Annotated in this window: 18 protein-coding genes; 7 read left to right on the top strand and 11 right to left on the bottom strand. The window is 70.6% G+C overall.

The annotated features are described in order from the left end of the window. The first annotated feature begins 17 nt into the window (after positions 1 to 17). A complete protein-coding gene (locus ON759_RS08575; RefSeq protein WP_271679958.1) occupies positions 18 to 407 on the top strand; it encodes a YkgJ family cysteine cluster protein in 390 nt (129 codons plus the stop codon). 3 nt (positions 408 to 410) lie between these two features. Here ON759_RS08575 and ubiM read toward each other — a convergent pair whose 3' ends face one another. From ubiM to ON759_RS08550, 5 genes are all read right to left on the bottom strand, one after another. After that, complete coding sequence (gene ubiM / locus ON759_RS08570; RefSeq protein WP_271679957.1) at positions 411 to 1640, bottom strand: 5-demethoxyubiquinol-8 5-hydroxylase UbiM; 1230 nt, start codon at positions 1638 to 1640, stop codon at positions 411 to 413. A 64-nt stretch (positions 1641 to 1704) separates the two neighbouring features. Continuing rightward, on the bottom strand, positions 1705 to 2622 hold the full coding sequence (locus ON759_RS08565) for an alpha/beta fold hydrolase (protein ID WP_271679956.1): 918 nt from the start codon (positions 2620 to 2622) through the stop codon (positions 1705 to 1707). Between the two features lie 58 nt (positions 2623 to 2680). Further along, positions 2681 to 3697, bottom strand: a complete 1017-nt coding sequence (locus ON759_RS08560; RefSeq protein ID WP_271679955.1) for a 3-oxoacyl-ACP synthase III — start codon at positions 3695 to 3697, stop codon at positions 2681 to 2683. Positions 3698 to 3817: 120 nt separating this feature from the next. Next, positions 3818 to 4126, bottom strand: coding sequence for a DUF4156 domain-containing protein (locus ON759_RS08555; RefSeq protein WP_271679954.1), 309 nt, complete (start codon positions 4124 to 4126; stop codon positions 3818 to 3820). A 69-nt stretch (positions 4127 to 4195) separates the two neighbouring features. Beyond that, positions 4196 to 7036 carry a M16 family metallopeptidase gene (locus ON759_RS08550; RefSeq protein ID WP_271679953.1) on the bottom strand — a complete coding sequence of 947 codons (2841 nt, stop codon included), beginning with the start codon at positions 7034 to 7036 and terminating at the stop codon, positions 4196 to 4198. 91 nt (positions 7037 to 7127) lie between these two features. Between ON759_RS08550 and ON759_RS08545 the strand changes: the two genes are divergently transcribed. From ON759_RS08545 to ON759_RS08535, 3 genes are all read left to right on the top strand, one after another. Continuing rightward, positions 7128 to 7832, top strand: coding sequence for an SDR family oxidoreductase (locus ON759_RS08545; protein WP_271679952.1), 705 nt, complete (start codon positions 7128 to 7130; stop codon positions 7830 to 7832). A gap of 115 nt (positions 7833 to 7947) precedes the next feature. Beyond that, positions 7948 to 8436 carry a tRNA (cytidine(34)-2'-O)-methyltransferase gene (locus ON759_RS08540; RefSeq protein ID WP_271679951.1) on the top strand — a complete coding sequence of 163 codons (489 nt, stop codon included), beginning with the start codon at positions 7948 to 7950 and terminating at the stop codon, positions 8434 to 8436. A 137-nt stretch (positions 8437 to 8573) separates the two neighbouring features. Next, entirely contained in the window at positions 8574 to 9146 is a 573-nt protein-coding gene (locus ON759_RS08535) for an OmpO family porin (RefSeq protein WP_271679950.1), read from the top strand. A gap of 156 nt (positions 9147 to 9302) precedes the next feature. Here ON759_RS08535 and ON759_RS08530 read toward each other — a convergent pair whose 3' ends face one another. The 5 genes from ON759_RS08530 to ON759_RS08510 form a co-directional block, all read right to left on the bottom strand. Beyond that, positions 9303 to 10349 (bottom strand): NAD(P)H-dependent glycerol-3-phosphate dehydrogenase, encoded by a 1047-nt coding sequence (locus ON759_RS08530; protein WP_271679949.1) that lies wholly within the window; start codon positions 10347 to 10349, stop codon positions 9303 to 9305. Between the two features lie 12 nt (positions 10350 to 10361). After that, positions 10362 to 10898, bottom strand: a complete 537-nt coding sequence (gene secB, locus ON759_RS08525) for a protein-export chaperone SecB (RefSeq protein WP_271679948.1) — start codon at positions 10896 to 10898, stop codon at positions 10362 to 10364. Positions 10899 to 11020: 122 nt separating this feature from the next. Next, on the bottom strand, positions 11021 to 11458 hold the full coding sequence (locus tag ON759_RS08520; protein ID WP_271679947.1) for a rhodanese-like domain-containing protein: 438 nt from the start codon (positions 11456 to 11458) through the stop codon (positions 11021 to 11023). A 60-nt stretch (positions 11459 to 11518) separates the two neighbouring features. Then, positions 11519 to 11938 (bottom strand): hypothetical protein, encoded by a 420-nt coding sequence (locus ON759_RS08515; protein WP_271679946.1) that lies wholly within the window; start codon positions 11936 to 11938, stop codon positions 11519 to 11521. A 55-nt stretch (positions 11939 to 11993) separates the two neighbouring features. Further along, complete coding sequence (locus tag ON759_RS08510; protein WP_271679945.1) at positions 11994 to 12452, bottom strand: YiiD C-terminal domain-containing protein; 459 nt, start codon at positions 12450 to 12452, stop codon at positions 11994 to 11996. 46 nt (positions 12453 to 12498) lie between these two features. Here ON759_RS08510 and ON759_RS08505 point away from each other — a divergent pair, with 46 nt between their 5' ends. The 3 genes from ON759_RS08505 to ON759_RS08495 all read left to right on the top strand — a co-directional run bounded on the left by ON759_RS08505 (position 12499) and on the right by ON759_RS08495 (position 15564). Beyond that, the gene (locus ON759_RS08505) at positions 12499 to 13275 is read left to right on the top strand and encodes a uroporphyrinogen-III synthase (RefSeq protein WP_271679944.1); all 777 of its coding nucleotides are present in this window, start codon (positions 12499 to 12501) and stop codon (positions 13273 to 13275) included. Positions 13276 to 13284: 9 nt separating this feature from the next. Further along, entirely contained in the window at positions 13285 to 14244 is a 960-nt protein-coding gene (locus ON759_RS08500; protein ID WP_271679943.1) for a uroporphyrinogen-III C-methyltransferase, read from the top strand. Between the two features lie 69 nt (positions 14245 to 14313). Then, positions 14314 to 15564, top strand: coding sequence for a heme biosynthesis protein HemY (locus tag ON759_RS08495; protein ID WP_271679942.1), 1251 nt, complete (start codon positions 14314 to 14316; stop codon positions 15562 to 15564). Positions 15565 to 15633: 69 nt separating this feature from the next. Here ON759_RS08495 and ON759_RS08490 read toward each other — a convergent pair whose 3' ends face one another. Then, entirely contained in the window at positions 15634 to 18378 is a 2745-nt protein-coding gene (locus ON759_RS08490) for a protein kinase domain-containing protein (RefSeq protein ID WP_271679941.1), read from the bottom strand. Positions 18379 to 18525 lie beyond the last annotated feature (147 nt).

Genomic DNA, 18525 nt, shown 5'->3' with positions numbered 1-18525 from the left:
TCGCCGACAATGGCCGCATGCCTGTCGAACACCCCTGCCTGACGTGCGGCGCCTGCTGCGCCTTCTTCCGGGTCAGCTTCCACTGGTCGGAGGCGGACCCGGCGCTCGGCGGTCGCGTGCCGTTCGAACTGACCGAGCCGCTGCGCACCCACGAACGCGTGATGCGCGGCACCTCGCAGGCGCAGCCGCGCTGCATCGCGCTGGATGCCGACATCGGCCGCTATTCCCGCTGCTCCATCCACGACCGCCGGCCGTCGGTGTGCGCGCTGGTGCCCGCGAGCTGGGAGTTCGGCGCGGCCAGCGCGCAATGCGACAAGGCGCGCATCGCGCACGGCTTGCCGGCGTTGACCCCCGGCGACTGGAGCGGGGTGGACGAGGCCGAGAAGAACCCGCTGCCCGAGGCCTGAGCCTCAGCGTACGGGCAAGCCCGCGAACGGCGCAGCGGCAGCGCGAGGCGTCGCCGGCGCCACGTCGTCGGTGAGGCCGGCCATCACCAGCCGCCGGAACGGCGAGGCATGCCGGCCGAGGCCCAGCGCGAACTTGCGCAGTGCGCGCGCGGCGGGGCGGTCGTCGCCGTACAGCCCGGCGATCGCGCGGGTGGCTTCGTACAGCGGGCGGGTGGCGCGCTGGTGGCTGCGTTCGTAGCTGCGCAGGACCGCAGCGGTCGCGCAGTCCTGCCCCGCCCGGCGCGCGCGCAGCAGGCGAGTGGAGAGCGCCTCCACCGAATGCAGGCCGAAGTTGAAGCCGTGCGCAGTGACCGGGTGCATGCCCACCGCGGCATCGCCGATCGCCGCGAAGCGTGGGGCGATGAAGCGCTCCGCGTACACCCCGACCAGCGGATAGGCGACCGGCGGCGCGAGCCGCGCCATCGTGCCCAGGCGACCGTCGAAGCGCGCCTGCATGTCGGCGTTGAACGCGGCCTCGTCGAGCGCCTGCAGGCGCTGGATCTCCTGCTGCGGCAGGGTCAGCACCGCGGACGAGACATGCGGATCGTGGAGCGGCAGCAGCGCCAGGGTCTGGCCATAGCGGAACCATTCCCACGCGGTCTGCCGGTGCGGCGTGTCGTGGCGCATGCGGCAGACCAGCATGGTCCGGCCGAAATCGTGCATGCGCGCGCGGATGCCGACCGCGCGCCGGGTTTCGGAGAAGCGGCTGTCGGCGGCGACCAGCAGGGCGGCGCGCACGCTGCGGCCATCCGCCAGCGACAGCACCGCGCCCGCGGCATCGGTGGACACGCCGGCGACCCGCACGCCGTCGAGCAGGGTCAGGTCCGCCTGCCCCGCCACCGCCTCCCAGGCCGTGCGGCGGATCGCGTGGTTGGGCACCAGCCAGCCCAGGTTGTCGCGCCCGGCTTCGCGGTGCGAGAACAACAGGCCCTCGCGGTCGTCGCCATCCAGCACCAGCGCATCGCGCAGCAGGCCGATCTCGCTGGCGCGCAAGCGATCCCACAGGCCAAGCTGGCGCATCAGCTGCTGCGAGCGATGGGTCAGCGCGATCTCGCGGCCGTCGTCGGCCGGGCTGGACAGGCTGGCGGCCGGCGCCTGCTCCACCAGCACCACGCGCAGCCCGCTGCCGGCGAGCGCGCGCGCGAAACTCAGGCCGGCCGGCCCCGCGCCGACGATCGCGATCTCGCATTGCATGGCGTGGGCTCCGTGGGGGACGGCGCCACGCTACCGGAACCTGCCGGCGCGGCCTTGATGCGGGTCAAGCCACCGTCGGCAGCGGATGCTTGTCGAGGAACCGGCGGATCGCCGGCACCAGCGCCTCGTGGCGGTCTTCCAGCACGTAATGGCCGGCATCGTCGAACGCATGCACCTCGGCGTTCGGCAGCGCCGCACGGAAGCCGGCGAGGAAGTGCCGGTCGAACACGAAGTCCTTCAGGCCCCAGGCGATGAAGGCGGGACGGTCGGCGTAGCCGGGCAATGCGGTCTCGGCGGCCTGGACCACGGGCATCGCGCGGTCGCCTGCGTGCAGCGGGATGTCCTGCATGAAGCGCAGCGTGCTGATCGCGTTGGTCCAGCCGTCGTACACCCCGGCATAGGCCGCGCGCACGTCCTTCGGCAGCGAGCGGGTGGTGCCGAACCACGCCGCGCCGCGCGCGAACAGGTTGAAGCGACGGATCAGCCAGCCGCCGAGCCGCGAATCGCGGCCCATCGCCAGCCGCGCCGGGAAACGCTTGGCCTGCGGCAGCGGGAACGAGGCGGTGTTGGTGACCACCAGCCGCCGCACCCGCGCCGGATCGCGCAGCGCCCAGCCGAAGCCGATCATCCCGCCCCAGTCGTGCACCGCCAGGGTCACCGGGCCGTCGATGCCGAGGTGCCGCAGCAAGGCATCGAGGTCGTCGATGCGCGACTGCAGGGTGTAGTCGTACCGCGGTGATGCCGAAGCCGCATCGTCCGGCCGGTCCGACAGGCCCATGCCCACGTGGTCGGGCACGATGCAGCGGTACCGGTCCGACAACCCGGACACCAGGTGCCGCCAGTAGAAGCTCCACGACGGATTGCCGTGCAGCATCACGACGACCTCGCCATCGCGCGGGCCTTCGTCGAGGAAGGACATCGCGATGCCGGGGCGCACCTCGAAGCGGCGCGGGGTGAACGGGTAGTCGGGGAAGTCGCGCATCGGGCTGGGCAATGAAAAGGGCCGGACGGACCGGCCCTTCGGGATCAACGTGGCGGGCTCACCACACCACTTCGGCCATCGAGCAGTTCAGCCCGGAGCCGATGCCGAGCAACGCGACGCGGTCGCCCTTCTTCAGGCGCCCCATCTCGCGCAGCTTGCTCAGCACGATCGGTACGCTGGCCGGGCCGATGTTGCCGTGCTCGTTGAAGATGGTCATGACCTTCTTCGGGTCGATGCCCATCGCCTTGGTGAAGGCGGCGGTGTGGACCTTGCTGACCTGGTGGATGACGAACTCGTCGAGCTCGTTCGCCACCCAGCCCAGCTTCTGCTTGGCCACGTCGAAGGTCTTGGTGGCCAGCTTGATGCCCTCGATCAGCAGCAGGCGGGTGTCGGTGATCATCCCGTCCAGGTTGCCGCGGCACAGCTTGTTCCACTCGGTGGCGGCGCGGGTCACCCCGCCCTTGTAGCGCGGCGCGCCCGGGGCCAGCTCGGCGCGGGCCAGGACCATCGCCGCGGCGCCGGAGCCCAGGGTCAGGGTGGCCAGCTCGTTGCGGAAGTCCTCTTCGGTCACGTCCGCGCGGGTCATGCGGTCGAGGGTCTTCTCGTAGGCCAGGTTGGCGGTCTCGCCGTCCACGATCAGCGCGTAGTCGATCTCGCCGCGCTCAATCATCCGGCTGGCGATGTCCATGCCGTTGATGAAGGCGAGGCAGGCGTTGGCGACATCGAAGTTCTGGCAGGTGTCGGGCAGGCCGAGGTTGCCGGAGACGATCGAGGCGGTCGACGGCTCCAAGTAGTCGCGGCTGACCGAGGTGTTCACCAGCAGGCCGACCTTGTCCGGGTCGATGCCGGCATCGCCCAGCGCCTTCACGCCGGCCAGGGTGGCGGCGTCGGAGGCCTGCACGTCGCCGTCCCACAGGCGCCGCGCGTGGATGCCGGCGATGTCGCCAAGCACGTCGGTCTTGATGCCGAGGCGGTCCAGGGTCGGCTTCAGGCGCGCGTTGATCTCGTCGGACGACAGCCGGCGCGGCGCATCGATATGGGCCAGGCCGGCGATGGCGACGTGTTGGAACAGCATGGTGGGGCACTCGATACGGGCGCGGGCATGCGCAGGACCGCGCAGGATAGCGGGTTTCCGCTCCGTACGCTGGCGTACTGCCAGCCGCCGGCGACCGCGTTCACGTTTCCGCCGGCTGCCTCAGCCGCGGCACCGCCACAGCGCCCAGCGCTGGCCGCCATCGCGGGGCGGCGCCAGCGGGCTGATCGTGTCGGCGCCGAGGCCCGGGGCTTCGTTGCGCGCCAGGGTCTCCAGTTCGTCGCGGACCTGCGCCTCGCTGCGCGCATACGGGCCCACCCGGTCCTTCACCGACACCTCCACCTCGCCGCGCTTGGCGCAGCCGGAGGGCGCGGTGGCCAGCACCGAGACCTTGCCGGCACCCGGCGCCAGGTGCACGAAGGTGCAGCCGGAACCGGCGAGCAGCACGCCCGCCAACAGGATCGAACGCATGCCGCATCTCCAGAAAGCACGATGCCGGCAGTGTCGCCGGCATCGTGGGGGCGTGGCTGAACGGAACGCTTACTTGCCGACCGGCTTGCCGTCGGCGTCGAGGATGGTCACCTCGCCCAGCTTCAGCGCGCGCACCGCCTGCTCGGTCTTGGACAGGTCGCCCACGATCACCCAGGTCAGCGCGTTCGGGTCCAGCGCCTTGGCGGCCGCATCGACCTGCGCCGGGGTCATCGCCTCGATCTCGGCCTTGCGCTTGAACACGTAGTCGTCCGGGCGCCCGTACAGCACGTTGCTGCCGATCGTGCCCATCACCGAGGCCGCGGTCTCGTACGCGCCGGGCAGGCTGAGGGTGAGGATCTTCTGCATCCCCGAGACCTCGTCCGCGCTGGCGCCGCGCTTGCCGCTGGAGAACTCGGCGATCTCGCGCTGGATCTCCGCCACCGCCTCCGCGGTCTTGTCGATCTGCACCGGCGCCGAGGCCGTCCACAGGCGCTGGCCCACCGCGCCGGCGGCGCCGCTGCGGGCGCCGTAGGACCAGTGCTTCTCCTCGCGCAGGTTCATGTTGAGGCGCGCGGTGAAGTCGCCGCCCAGCACCATGTTCGCCATGTCGAAGGCGGTCGATGCCGGGTTCTTGCTCGACGGCGCCAGCTCGGCGGCGACGATGTTGGCCTGCACCGCGCCCGGCTGGTCGACCAGGAACACGCGCGCGGCCTTCTGCCCGGCCACGGCCGGGATGGTCGCCGCGGCGGCGGCGCTGCCGGTCGCCTGCCAGTCGCCGAAGTGGCGCTCCAGCACCGGCACGATCTCCTTCAGCGTGGTGTCGCCCACCACCACCAGGGTGGCGTCCTGCGGGCGCAGGGCGCGGGCGTGGTAGCCCACCAGGTCGTCGCGGGTGAGCGCGGCGATCGAGGCCTCGCTGCCGCTGCCGGTGCGCGGCGCGGCGTACGGATGCCCCGCGCCGAATACCAGGCCGGGGACCACGCGCTGGATGATGCCGTTCGGATTCGCCTTCTCCTGCTTGATGCCGGCGATCCACTGGCCCTTCACGCGGTCGATCTCGGCCTGGTCGAAGCGCGGCTTGCGCAGCATGTCGGCATACAGCGCCACCGACGGCTCGAGGTTCTGCTTCAACGCCGACAGGTAGGCGCTCTGGCTGTCGAGGCCGGCGCTGGCGCCCATGTTGGCGCCCAGCGACTCCATGCGGTCGGCGAAGGCCAGCGCATCGAGGTTGCCGGCGCCTTCGTCGAGCAGGCCCATCGCGAAGCTCGCGGCGCCGGCCTTGCCGGCCGGATCCGCCGCGCTGCCGCCGCGGAACTCGTAGCTCATCTGCACCACCGGGATGTCGTGGCGCTCGGCCAGGATGACCTGGGTGCCGTTCTTCAGGGTGGCGCGCTGCAGGGTCGGGAACTTGAGGTCCGGGAAGGAGGTGGTGACCGGCACCCCAGCCTTGCGATCCACCGTGGAGGCCAGCGTCTTGTACTTCGGGTCCACCGCCGGGACCTTGAACGGCGCCGGGGTCACCGCCGGTTCCTCGGCCAGCTCCTCGCGCTTGCCCGGCGAGACCACCAGGGTGTGGCTACCCTTGCCGGCGCCGAGCCAGGTGTTGCCGGCGGCGCGCACGTTGTCCACGCTGGCCGCGGCCAGGGTCTTCAGGCTGTCGCGGAAGCAGCCCGGGTCGCCGGTGTAGACCGCGCACTCGGCCAGCGCATCGGCCTTGCCGCCGAACCCGCCGATGCGCTCCACCCCGCGGATCCAGCCGGCCTGCACGCTGGTGCGCGCGCGGTCGAGCTCCTCGCGGGTCGGGCCGTCCTTGAGCAGGGCCTTGAGCTCGGCATCGATCGCCGCTTCGACCTTGGCCGGGTCGACGCCCTGCTTGACGCTGGCCGTGACCATGAACGTGCTGCCCAGCTGCGAGCCGTAGGCGCCGGCGCTGATGTTGTCGACCAGCTTGTCCTGGTGGACCAGGCGGCGGTCGAGGCGCGAGGACTTGCCGCCGCCCAGCACCTGCGCGAACAGCTGCAGGCGGTCGAGGTCGGGCTGGCCGTACTCGGCGACGTTCCACACGCGGTAGACGCGCGCCTGCGGCACGTTGTCGGTCATCGCGGCGCGGCTGTCCGCGGCGAGCGCGGCGACGTCCACCTTCGGCTGCGCCATGCTCGGGCCGGCCGGGATGTCGCCGAAGAACTTCGCGGCCTTCTCCTTGGCGGTGGCCAGGTCGATGTCGCCGGCCAGCACCAGCACCGCGTTGTTCGGGCCGTACCAGGTGCGGAACCAGGTCTTCACGTCCTCCAGCGAGGCCGCGTTGAGGTCGTTCATCGAGCCGATGGTGCTGTGGTGGTACGGGTGGCCCTGGGGGTACATCGCCTTGCCGATGGCGTCCCACACCTGGCCATAGGGCTGGTTCTCGCCCTGGCGCTTCTCGTTCTGGACCACGCCGCGCTGCTCGTCCAGGGTGGCCTGGTCGATCGCGCCGAGCAGGTGGCCCATGCGGTCGGATTCCATCCACAGCGCCATGTCGAGGGCGGTGGTCGGCACGTTCTCGAAGTAGTTGGTGCGGTCGGAATTGGTGGTGCCGTTCTGGCCGGTGGCGCCGACTGCCTTGAACGGGGTGAAGAACTCGCCCGGCGCGTTCTCGCTGCCGTTGAACATCAGGTGCTCGAACAGGTGGGCGAAGCCGCTGCGGCCGGCGGGCTCGTCCTTGCTGCCGACGTGGTACCAGACGTTGACCGCGACGATCGGCGCCTTGCGGTCGGTGTGCACGATGACGCGCAGGCCGTTGGGCAGGGTGAACTGCTCGAACGGGATGTCGACCGCGGGGGCGGTGGCGGCCTGCGCCGGCGGGGCGTAGGCGCCGGTCGACAGCGCGCCGGCGAGGGCAAGGGCGAGCGCGGCGGGACGGAACACGGACATGCACGACTCCAGTCAGATGCGGCGAAACCGTCGATGTTAGCCCCCGCCGGCGGCCGATACACTAGGCCGGAAGCCACCTCGGAGCCCCGCGATGCCGCGCAACGTCCTGGTCACCGGTGCCAACCGCGGGATCGGCCTCGAACTCGCGCGCCAGCTGCTGGCGCGCGGCGACCACGTGGTCGCCGCCTGCCGCCAGCCCGGCAAGGCCACCGCCCTGAACGCGCTGGCTGCCGAGCATCCCGGCCGCCTGCACGTGCTCCCGCTGGACGTCGCCAGCGCACGCTCGCGCGCCGAACTGGTCCGTGAACTACCTCTTGTGCTGGGCGACGATGCCCGCCTGGACTGGCTGGTCAACAACGCCGGGGTGCTGCATTCCGGCGAGCGCTTCGGCCATGTCAAGGAGGCCATCCTCGAGGACAGCCTGCGGGTCAACGCGATCGGGCCGTTCCTGCTGGGGCAGGCGCTGGCGCCGATGCTGGTCGACGGCGGGCGCATTGCCAACCTCTCCACGATCATGGCCTCGATCGCCAGTCGCACCGAATTCCGCTCCCCCAGCTACAGCGCCAGCAAGGCGGCGCAGAACATGCTCACCGTCCAGCTGGCGCGGGCGCTGGCACCGCGCGGGATCGTGGTGCTGGCCCTGCATCCCGGCTGGGTGATGACCGAGATGGGCGGCGGGCAGGCCACCGTGCCGGTCCCCGACGCGGTGCAGGGCCTGCTGCGGGTGATCGAAGGCAGCGGCCCCGGACAGTCCGGGCGCTTCCTCGATTGGCGCGGCGAACCGTTGCCGTGGTGACCCGGATCCGCTCCTCCCCTTGCGCGCTGCGCAGGGGGAGGCTGGGAGGGGGTGGTGTTTCCTGCGTCGCCACACGCACCCCACCCCGACCCTCCCCTGCCCTGCAAGGGAGGGGGTGAACAAGTTGTTCCACGTCGTCCTCCATCGCCCGGAGATTCCGCCGAACACCGGCAACGTGATCCGCCTGTGCGCCAATACCGGCGCCCGGCTGCACCTGGTACGGCCACTCGGCTTCGACCTCGACGACCGGCAACTGCGCCGCGCGGGACTCGACTACCACGAGTACGCCGCGATGCAGGTCCACGACGACCTATCAGCCGCGCTCGCCGCCATCGCCGAAGTCGAGGGCGCGGCGCCGCGGGTGTTCGCGTTCTCCACTCGCGGCAGCGTGCGCTTCGATACCCCGGCCTACCGTCCCGGCGATGCGTTCCTGTTCGGCAGCGAGACCGCCGGGCTGCCGGCCGATGTGCTCGATGCGATCCCGCCCGCGCAGCGCCTGCGCCTGCCGATGCGCCCCGGTAATCGCAGCCTCAACCTGTCCAACGCGGTCGCGGTCACCGTGTTCGAGGCCTGGCGGCAGGCGGGCTATCCCGGCGGGACGTGAGCCGGGCGACCTCGCCCGAACCCGAATAGTTCCTGTACCGCTTGGTTTTGTATTCAGGCCGGGTTGTGATGCGCCGCCCAGAATGCGCCCCACGCCGGCAGCCCCGGCGTGACCAATAACAACATCGAGGTATCCCCATGAAGCGTTCCCCTGCCTTCAGCAAGCTCGCCGCCCTCACCCTGCTGGCCGCCCTCCCCTTCGCCGCGTCCGCGGCCGACGGCCTGTCCTACAACTTCGTGCAGGGCAACTACGTCCGCACCAACACCGATGCCGGCGATGCCGACGGCTGGGGCCTGAACGGCTCGGTCGCGGTGCATCCGAACGTGCACCTGTTCGGCAGCTACGCCAACCAGAAGGTCGACGGCACCAGCACGGACTTCGACCAGTGGCGCGTCGGCGTGGGCTACAACAAGGCGTTCTCGCCGAAGGCCGACTTCGTCGCCAACGTGGCCTATGACAAGTACGACGCCGGCGGCGGCGTGGACTTCGACGGCTACAGCATCGAAGGCGGCGTGCGCGCGGCCCTGGCCCCGAAGTTCGAGGGCTACGCGATGCTCGGCTACGAGGACGGCAACCAGTTCGACGGCGATGTCTACGGCCGCCTCGGCGCGCAGGTGAAGTTCAACCAGAACTGGGGCGTCGCGGCCGACGTCAAGGTCGCCAATGGCGGCGACACCCAGTGGATGGTCGGCCCGCGCCTGACCTGGTAAGGCCTGCACCGAAGGGACGCGGCCGCCGCTGCCTGTCGCGGCGGTCGCCACCGGTCGCGCCGGACCTCCCCCACCTGCGCGACCCCGACGCCCGGCACCTGCCGGGCGTTGTCTTTTCCGGAAGGGGTACGCGTCGCCGGATGGCGGACCGCGCGATCAGGGCGCGAACAGCGCCTGCGGGTATTCGGCCTTCTGTTCGCGGGCCATCAGCCGGCGCAGGCCCTCGGCCGGGGTGATGCCGCCATGCAGCACATCGCGCACGTTGCTGGCGATCGGAAGTTCCACGCCATGGCGCTCGGCCTGGCGCATGACCTCGTCGGCGGTCTGGATCGATTCCACCACCTGGCCGATCTCGCGCACCGCATCCTCGATCGAGGAGCCGCGCCCCAGGGCCAGGCCCAGGCGGCGGTTGCGCGACAGGTCGCCGGTGCAGGTCAGCACCAGGTCGCCCAGCCCGGCCAGGCCCATCAGGGTCTCCGGGCGGCCGCCGATGGCGATGTTGAGCCGCAGCATCTCGTTGAGGCCGCGGGTGATCAGGCCGGCGCGGGCATTCAGGCCCAGGCCCATGCCGTCGGCGACGCCGGTGGCCACCGCCAGCACGTTCTTCATCGCGCCGCCCAGCTCGGCCCCGAGCATGTCGTCGCCGGTGTAGGCGCGGAACGCCGGGCCGTGCAGCACGTCGGCCACCTGCTGGCAGAACGCCGGATCGTCGGAATGCACGGTGAGCGCGGTCGGCAGCCCCTGCGCCACTTCCTTGGCGAACGACGGCCCGGTCACCACCGCCAGCGGGACGTCGTCGTCCTGCCCGCGGTTGCCGAGGATGTCGCCGGCCACCTCGTGCAGGAAGCGTCCGCTGCCGGGCTCGAAGCCCTTCGTCGCCCAGGCCACGCCCGCATGCGGCGGACGCAGGGGCGCCAGCGCGCGCAGGGTTTCGGCGAACGCATGCGAGGGCACCACGACCAGCACTAGGTCGGCACCGGCCATCGCCTCGGGCAGCGCGGTGGTGGCGCGCAGGTTGCCCGGCAGGGGAATGCCGGGCAGGTAACGCGGGTTTTCGCCCTGGCCCTCGATCGCGGCGGCGACCGCCGGGTCGCGCCCCCACAAGGTGGTGGCGTGCCCGTGGCGGGCGATCAAGGCCGCCAGCGCGGTGCCCCAGGAGCCCGCGCCGAGGACGGCGACCGACGGGTGCGTGGACTGCGTCATGCAGTCGTGGCGTCAGGCGTTGCCGGCGGTTTCCGCATCGGCCAGGCCATCGGCGCCTTGGCCCTGCAGCTGCGCCTGGCGCTGGCGCAGGGTCTCGCCGTACAGGCCCTCGAAGTTGATCGGCTGCAGCGGGAACGGCGGGAAGCCGCCCGAGGTGATCAGCTGGCTGACCGCGGCGGTCGCGTACGGGTACAGGATGTTCGGGCACTGGATGCCGAGCATCGCGTCGAGGATGTGCTCCTCGAATCCCGCGAGCATGAACACGCCGGCCTGCTCGACTTCCGCCAGGTAGGCGGTCTTGCCGTTGATGGTGCAGGTCATGGTGATGCCCAGGCTGACTTCGAAGGCATTCTCGGCCAGGCGCTGCACCTTCTGCGCAAGCTTCATCTGCAGGTCGGGCTGGCCCGGTTCGTTGAACACCTGCGGCGCGTTCGGGGCTTCGAAGGACAGGTCCTTCATGTACAGCTTCTCGACCGCGAAGGCCGGGCCCGTCTGCTGCGGTTGGGCATCGGCGGCCGGGGCCGCGCCATTCAGGGTTTCATCGGACATCGGTGACTCCAGGAGATGCGCCCGTTCGGCGCATGGAAGGCGGGAAACCAAAGATTATCGCACGGCGGGCCGTGCAAGACCGGATCTGGGGCTGCGTACCGCGCTTGCCAAGCCCCGTCCGCTCAGCGCTTGCCCTTGACCAGCGGCAGGTCCGCGGCCTGCCAGGCCTGGATGCCGCCCTCGAGCACGGCCACGTCGGTGAAGCCGGCCTTGCGCAGGCGCCTGGCCGCGAAACTGGCGGTCTGGCCGACCTTGCAGACCATCACCACCGGCAACGATTTCGCCGGCGCCAGCTGCTTGTTCTCGGGGTCGAACTGGGTCATCTGCACGTTCTTGGAGCCGGCGATATGGCCCTTCTCGAAGTCCGAGGCGCCGCGCACGTCGACCAGCAAGGCATTGCCGTGGTTGATCAGCGCAGTGACCTCGGCGGGGCCGAGGCGGCGGATGCCGGACAGGCGCCCGGCGATCTCGTTGTAGACGATGGCCACGGTCAGGCCGCCCAGGGCCAGCGACAGGTAAGGGTGCCGGCCGGCGAAGGCCATGAGTTCAGCAAGGGTCACGCGGGTCGCTCGGGGCGGGATCGGGGCGCGGATTGTAGCGCGGCGGACGCGAAGCCCCGCTCAGCGCTCGTCCCAGAGGTCGGGCAGTCCGCCGACCAGCCACCAGGTCTTCGCGGCCTCGTCGTAGCGCCAACGCTCGCGGTAGCGGACGGTCCGCTCGGCGAGGGTGTGCCGGTTCACCACCCCGATCTCGATGTCGCGGACGACCTCGCCGTTGCCGAGCGTGGTACCGCCCAGGTCGCGGTAACCCGAGATCTGCACCTGCTTGTAGCGCGAGAAGTCGATGTCGGTGAGCGGATGCGCCTCGCGCACCTTGGGGTCGACCAGGTTCCAGGCACCCTCGAAGTCGCCCCAGCGCACCGCGGCGGAATAGGCGTACTGCAGTTCCTCGAGCGCCGTTCCCTTGCTGGCGGACTTGGGACAGCCGGCCACCAGGGCCAGGCAGCACAGCAACAGGCAGCGCAACAGCAGGCGGGACATCGCGACGCTCCTCGGGGGATGCCGCATCCTACCGCGTGCGCGGCCCGCGGCCGCGTCAGCCCTTGGCGATGGCCACGTAACGCGCGACCAGGGTGGCCGCGACGCCGCCGTCGGCGAGCAGCGTCCGCGCCTGGATGCGCACGCTGGCGCGGCCTTGCTGGCGCAGGACGTCAACGAGGCCGGCGGCCTCGAGCGGATCGTCGAAGCCGGCATCCACCACCAGGTCCTCGAACACCGGCTTCAGGTAACGCACGCGGCTGTCGGCCACGTAGATGTCCGCGTCCAGCCCGGCCTCGGCCAAGGTCAGCGAGACGATGCCCCAGCCGGCGATGGTCATCAGCGAGGTCAGGCTGCCGCCGAACGCGCAGCCCTTGTCGTTGATGTTGGCCGCCAGCGGGGCGCGCAGGCGCAGCACGCCGGCGTCCCAGGCGTCGAGGCTGGGCTGCATGGCCGCGACCGGCGGCATCCCGGCGAAGTGTGCCGCGAGCGCGGCGAGCGATGGGGTCGTCGTCATCCGCACAGCGTGCCGGAGCCGATGGCCCTGTGCCAAGCTGGCGGGGATGCCGACGCTTGCGCCGCCCGAGCCGCCCACCGCCTGGACCGTGCTGTCGCTGCGGCCGGCGGGCCAGCATGCGGGCCTGCGCGATGCCGCCGCGCGCGCCGGCTGGCGCCTGCTGGCGCTGTCCCCGCAACGGATCGCCCCACGCGAGGAAGCCGGCACCCGCCACGCCCTCGACGCCGCGCTCGCCGCCGACGTGGTCGTGTTCACCAGCCCGAACGCGGTGCGCTGCGCCGCGCGCTTGCACCGGCTGCGCGTGCGCCGCGGACAAGCGGTGCTCGCGGTGGGCGACGGTACCCGGCGCGCGCTGGCGAGGCTTGGCGTGGACGCACAAGCGCCCCAGCGGATGGACAGCGAGGGCCTGCTCGCCCTGCCCGCCCTGCAACGGGTGCGCGGGCTGCGCGTCGGCCTGGTCACCGGAATCGGCGGCCGCGACCGCCTCGCACCGGCCCTGCAGGCACGCGGCGCACGGGTGCTGCGCGCGGATGTTTATGCCCGCCTCGACCGACGGATCCCCGGCGCACGCTGGGACGCGCTTGCCGGGTCGCTGGCGGCCGGGCATCGCTATTGGCTGGCGCTGAGCAGCGGCGATGCCTTGCAGGCCTGCCTTGCGCAATGCCCGCCCGACGCGCGCGAGGGCTTCCTCGCGCTGCCGGTGGTCGCTGCCAGCGCGCGGCTGGTGGCGACCGCACGCGAAGCCGGTTTCGCGCAGGTGCACGCGGCGAACAGCGCCCGCCCGGCCGCGCTCGTCGACGCCGCGCGCGAGGCCTTCGGCTAGCATCCGCGCGTGGACGCTCCTTCCCCCAGCCCACCCCGCCGCTCGCGCGCCGGCAGCCTGTTGCTGCTGGCCCTGGTGCTGCTCGCGCTCGCCGCCGCCGGCGGCTGGGCCTGGCAGCATTGGCAGCAGGCCCAGGCGCGCGCGTCCGCCGCCGCCGACGCCCGCCAGTCCGCCATGGCCGCGCGCCTCGACGCATTGCGCGTGGCGCAGCGCGCGCAGGCGCAACGCTTGCAACAGGCCGAAGCCACCAACCGCCTGCTGCGCGACGAATTGCTCGGCATCGGCCAGCGCGCGGCCCTGCTGGAGGACAGCGTGTCGCGGCTCGCCGACCCCGACCGGCACGGCGCGCAGGCCTTGCGCCTGGACGAGCTTGAACTGCTGCTGGCGATCGGCCAGCAACGCCTGCGCCTCGACGACGACGTGGAAGGCGCGCATCGCGCGCTCGCGCTGGCGGCCCCGCTGCTCGCCGGCATCGACGATCCCGCCTACCTCAGCCTGCGGCAGACCCTGGTGCAGGAACAGGCGGCACTCGAAGCGCTGGGCCCGGATCCACGGCTGCGTGCGGCCACCCTGCTGGCGGGCCTCGAACGCGGGTTGCAGGCGCCCGCACCCGTGCTCGCCGCCGGCGATCCGCAACGTCCCTGGTATGCGCGCCTGCTCGACCGCGTGGTCACGGTCCAGCCGACCGCCAGCGCGGGCTTGCGCGCCGGCACCGACCGCGAGGCCGCATTCGCCGCCGCGCAGGTGGACATCGCGCTGGCGCGCGCCGCGATCGAGCGCCGCGACGGCGTCGCGCTGGGTCTGGCGCTGGACCGGATCGGCGCCTGGCAGCGGCGCCTGCTGGCCGGCTCGCCGATGCTGGCGGCACAGCAGCGCGAGCTGGCGACGCTGCGCGCGCTCGCGTTGCGCCACGACAGCCCGTTGGCCGGCTCCAGCCTGCAACAACTGCGCGCCCTGCGCGGACGCTGAGCGCTCACGCCGCGCTGCCGGCGCAGGTGCGATGCTCGCCCTCGCAACCCCCTTGCCGCAGGAGGCGCCATGACCCTGTTCCATCGCGTGCTGGCCTGGCTGGTGCTGGCCGTGCTCGGCGCCCTGCTGGCGCAGGTGCTGTTGCAGGACCCGGGCTACGTGCTGGTCCGCTTCCGCGGCATGGACTACACCACCACCGTGGCCGCCGGCATCGGACTGCTGCTCGCGGCCGCGCTCGCGCTGGCGTTGCTGTGGATGCTGTTGCGGTTGCCATTCCGCGCCTGGGCCCGGCATCGCGAACGCCAGGGCCGGGCGCGTCTACTGGAAGGCCTGCTGGCCTACGAACGCGGCGAACATGCGCGCGCCGAGCGCCTGCTGGGGCAGGCCGCGGATGCCGGCGACCTTGAACCGGTCACCCGCGCGCTGGCGGTGCGTGCGGCCCTCGCCAACGGCGACGATGCCTCCGGCGAACGCCACCTCGCGGGGCTCGCGCAACGCCATCCCGCGGTGCGCGCCGTGCTGTCGGCGGAACGCGCGCTGCAGGCCGGCGACCCCGCCACTGCACTGGCCGCGCTGGATGCCCCCGAAGCGCAACCGCTGCCGCCGCGTGGCCTGCTGCTGCGCGGCGATGCGCTGGCCGCGCTCCGACGCGGCTGGGAGGCCTATGGCTTGCTCGGCGCGTTGCGCCAACAACAGGCCGCCGATGCGACGACGCTGGAGGCGCTGCAGGCGCGTTGGGCGGAAGCCGGCCTGCAGCAGGCGACCGATGCCAATGCGCTTGCCGATCGCTGGGATGCGTTGCCGCCGGCGCTGCACACCATGCCCGCGGTGGTGGCGGCCTACGCGCGGCGGGCCGCGGCGATGGGCTGGCACGATGCTGCCAGCGGACGCCTGGAGGATGCGCTCGATGCCGGCTGGGACCGCACGCTGGTCGCGCTCTACGGCAGCCTGCCGCTGGCGCAGCTCGAGCACCGGCGCGCGCGCCTCGAGCAGTGGTTGCAGGCGCGTCCGTCGGATCCCGCCGCGCTGCTGGCGGTCGCCCACGTCGCCCAGCAACAGGGGCACTGGCTGCAGGCCGACGCCTGGCTGCATCGCGCGATCGCGCAGGGCGCCGGGGCTGCGGCGTGGGAAGCGCTGGGCGACGGCGCGCTGCAGCTCGGCGACGAGGCCCGCGCGCGGCAGGCCTATGCGAATGCGCTGCGCAGCCAGCGCGGCGAGCCGGTCGTCGACCTCGCCGGGCGCGACCTGCGCCAGTCGATCGCCGACAACGCGGCGATCGAGGAGCGCGACGCGCACGGCCTGCCGCGCTTGCGGGAGTGAGCCGAGCGTACGCCATCATCCCATGTGGCCCCGCGCCGTTCTAACGTGCTGGCGCTCAGCTGATCGATGCTAGTCCGACACGAGCAGCGTCCGGAGCCTCGCGAGCTCTGCGGCATCGTCTACTTGGAGTGGTTCCAAGGCCCGAAGTGCGGTCGCAAGCAATGTCTGGCCTTGGGTCCGATTCCCCATGCGAATAAGAATCTCACCACGCGCAGCATCCAATCTTGCTGACCAGCCTGGGGTCGAATCCCCTGCGGTGATCGCTGCGGGGTCAAGACGGCCCAGAATCTGCAACGCTTCGGCGTACTTGCCCTGCTCGGCCAGCATCTGCGACAGCGAGAATGAGTAAACTTGGGCGTGCGGATTGCCGGGCCCATCCTGCTTGTGCAATTCGGCTATGACTTCGCGCAACAAGCGCAGCGCGGCAATCTTGTCGCCGCAAGCGTCTTCCGCCGCAGCAAGATTGCCCGCCTCTACCAAGGTTCCCTGCTTTTCGGCACCGAAACTCTCCACCATTCCGGCGTGCACGGTGCGAAAGGCAGCCAACGCTGCCGGGCAATTACCGGCCCGGTCGTAGATATTCGCCACACCGGAAAGCTGAACCAGAGACTGCCAGCTCTTCTCTCCCATCACTTTTGCCGAGATCCGTTGCGCGTTGATCGCAAGCGGCAAGGCATCCTTGTAGTTCCCCTGGTTGCGCAAGACACGTGCCAGGTTGAATTGCATGGCCGACGCGTAGGTTTCGCCGATCTTGGCTGGCGCATAGTTCGGGTCGTCCAATGTTTCCCTCAGCAGGGCCTCGGCCTCACGCAGCTTGTTTTGGCGGAGCTGGGCATCCGCAAGGTTGATCCGGATTCCGACGCCCTGCATCACGTCGTCGGGAGCCAAACGCCGTTGCAGGGCATCGGCACGACGCAGGGAACGCTCAGCTTCGACCACTTTCTGTTGCTGGCCAAACATGATGCCCCGCATGTATGCCGCGCGCAGCGCCATCGGCGAGTCTTCCTTCAAGCGACCGTTGGCCAATGCATCTGTCTTCTCTAGATAGGTCATGGCCTCATCGAACTTTTGCGCATAAGCCAACATGCCCACCAGCTCATAGCGGGCGCGGAGAGTCACCTCATCCGCGGACCCAAAGGCTTGCTCATAGCTCGCCACCGCCTCGCGCAAGTGATGCTCACCTTGTTCGCGATCGCCCAAGGAGCGCCAGGAGATACCAAGCGCGCCATGCACACTACCCAGCGTCGCCGGATCGTCCTTGAATTTGCCGTCGATGTTCGAAGAGGCATATTCGAGCATGTCCCTGATGCTAGGATCCTTCTCGAATGCTCCACCGCCAGGTGCCAAGGCGCTGAGCAAGTCGTTGCTCAGAAATTTCACCACCGCTTCCGCCCGTTTCGCCTGCTTCGTCGCCTCGTCACGCTGCTCCGATGCGAGCTTTTCGGCCGCCAACGCGCGCTTCAGATTCCATCCCGTAGCGCCAAGACCAATCACCAGCGCCATCGTCGCCGCAATCATCCACGGTCGACGCGCCCGCGCCTTCGCCAACCGCTTCTCGCCTTCGTCGATGCGTGCCTGCACCGCTTGTTCCAGCGCGCGCTTCTCGCGCCTTGCCGACAGCGTTCGAATGCGTTCTGCCAATGCGGACGCGGAATCCAACCGCTTCGCCGGATCTCCATTGGCCGCATCGGCGATATCCTCCCGCAAGAGAGGATCATCGATGTCCTGTTCCCAGCCGGGTGACAACGGGCGGCGAAAATCACCCACCAGTAATTGATAGAGCGTGACCCCCAGTGCGTAGACGTCGCTCTTGATCGTGGCTGACTTTCCAGCCACCACCTCTGGCGCGAGGTAAAGCGGCGTGCTGCTGTCGGGCGAGGGCGAGTCGCCCTGCACCAAGTCGAAGCGGGTAATCCCCAGTCCATCCAGCACGCCAGACTCGAACAAGCGGCTGCTGCCGAAATCTGCGACCCGAATTTGCGGCTGTCCGCACTCGCCGTCCACCAAGAAATTGGCCGGCTTGAGATCCTTGTGCAGGACGCCAACACCATGCGCAGCGCCCACGGCTTCGACCACCTGCGTGAATAGCGCCAGCCGACACTCGCGTGGGATCTTCCCGATGCCGTCGGCATCCGGCCATCGATCAAGGCTGACGCCGCCGAACTCGGACTCGATGAAGTAAGGGGCCTGCTCGAAATCCCAGTCCAGCACTCGGACGAAGTCCTCGCGTTCGCCCAACGCCTCACGCAGCAGGCGGGCAACCGTGACCTCGCGCTTCAGGCCACCCAATCCCTTGCCGGCGAGGCTGAACTTGAATACCCGAGTCTCGCGGGTCTTGGCATGGCGTGCCACCCAGACTTCGTTGCCGTCGGTCCGCGCCAAGAGCGTGTCCAGCTTCCAGTTCGGTCGACGCGGCACGGTATCGCCGGCTTCCATGCGACTCGCATCCGGCAGGAACTCGACGGGTTTGCGCGCGACCGGCGCCGCCAACCGGTAACCGACACGCGGCAGCGTCTGGATGATGTCCTGCGCCTCATCGGCGAGTGCCCGCCGCAGCTTGCCGACCGCATTGGTCAGCACCGCCTCGACCACGACCCTCCCGGCCCAGACCGAGGCCAGCAACTCGTCCTTGGTGACCGCTTCGCCCGCGTGCCTGAGCAGGTACTGCAGCACCTCCAGCGGCTTGTGCTCCAGTTCGACATTCTGTCCTGCAACGCGCAACTGCCAGCGCGCTTCATCGAATTCGGCGTTGCCGAATGTCCAGCAATACGTCCTCGCGCCAGCGGCGCCTTCCCCCCGTGCATCCAACGCCATCTCACCACTCCGATCGACGGATTCCCTGGTTGACCGCCGCCTAGCGTCCCTGCCTAGCGCCCCTGAACACCGGAAATTCAACGGGTTGCAATCCGTTTGAACTTCGTTTGCGCAGCGAGAGGACAGGCGTACCGCCCCCTCTGCAGA

Origin of the sequence: Thermomonas mangrovi (assembly GCF_028201335.1) — a bacterium.
Classification (GTDB): Bacteria; Pseudomonadota; Gammaproteobacteria; order Xanthomonadales; family Xanthomonadaceae; genus Thermomonas; species Thermomonas mangrovi.
This window is presented reverse-complemented; position numbering and strand designations above follow the sequence as displayed.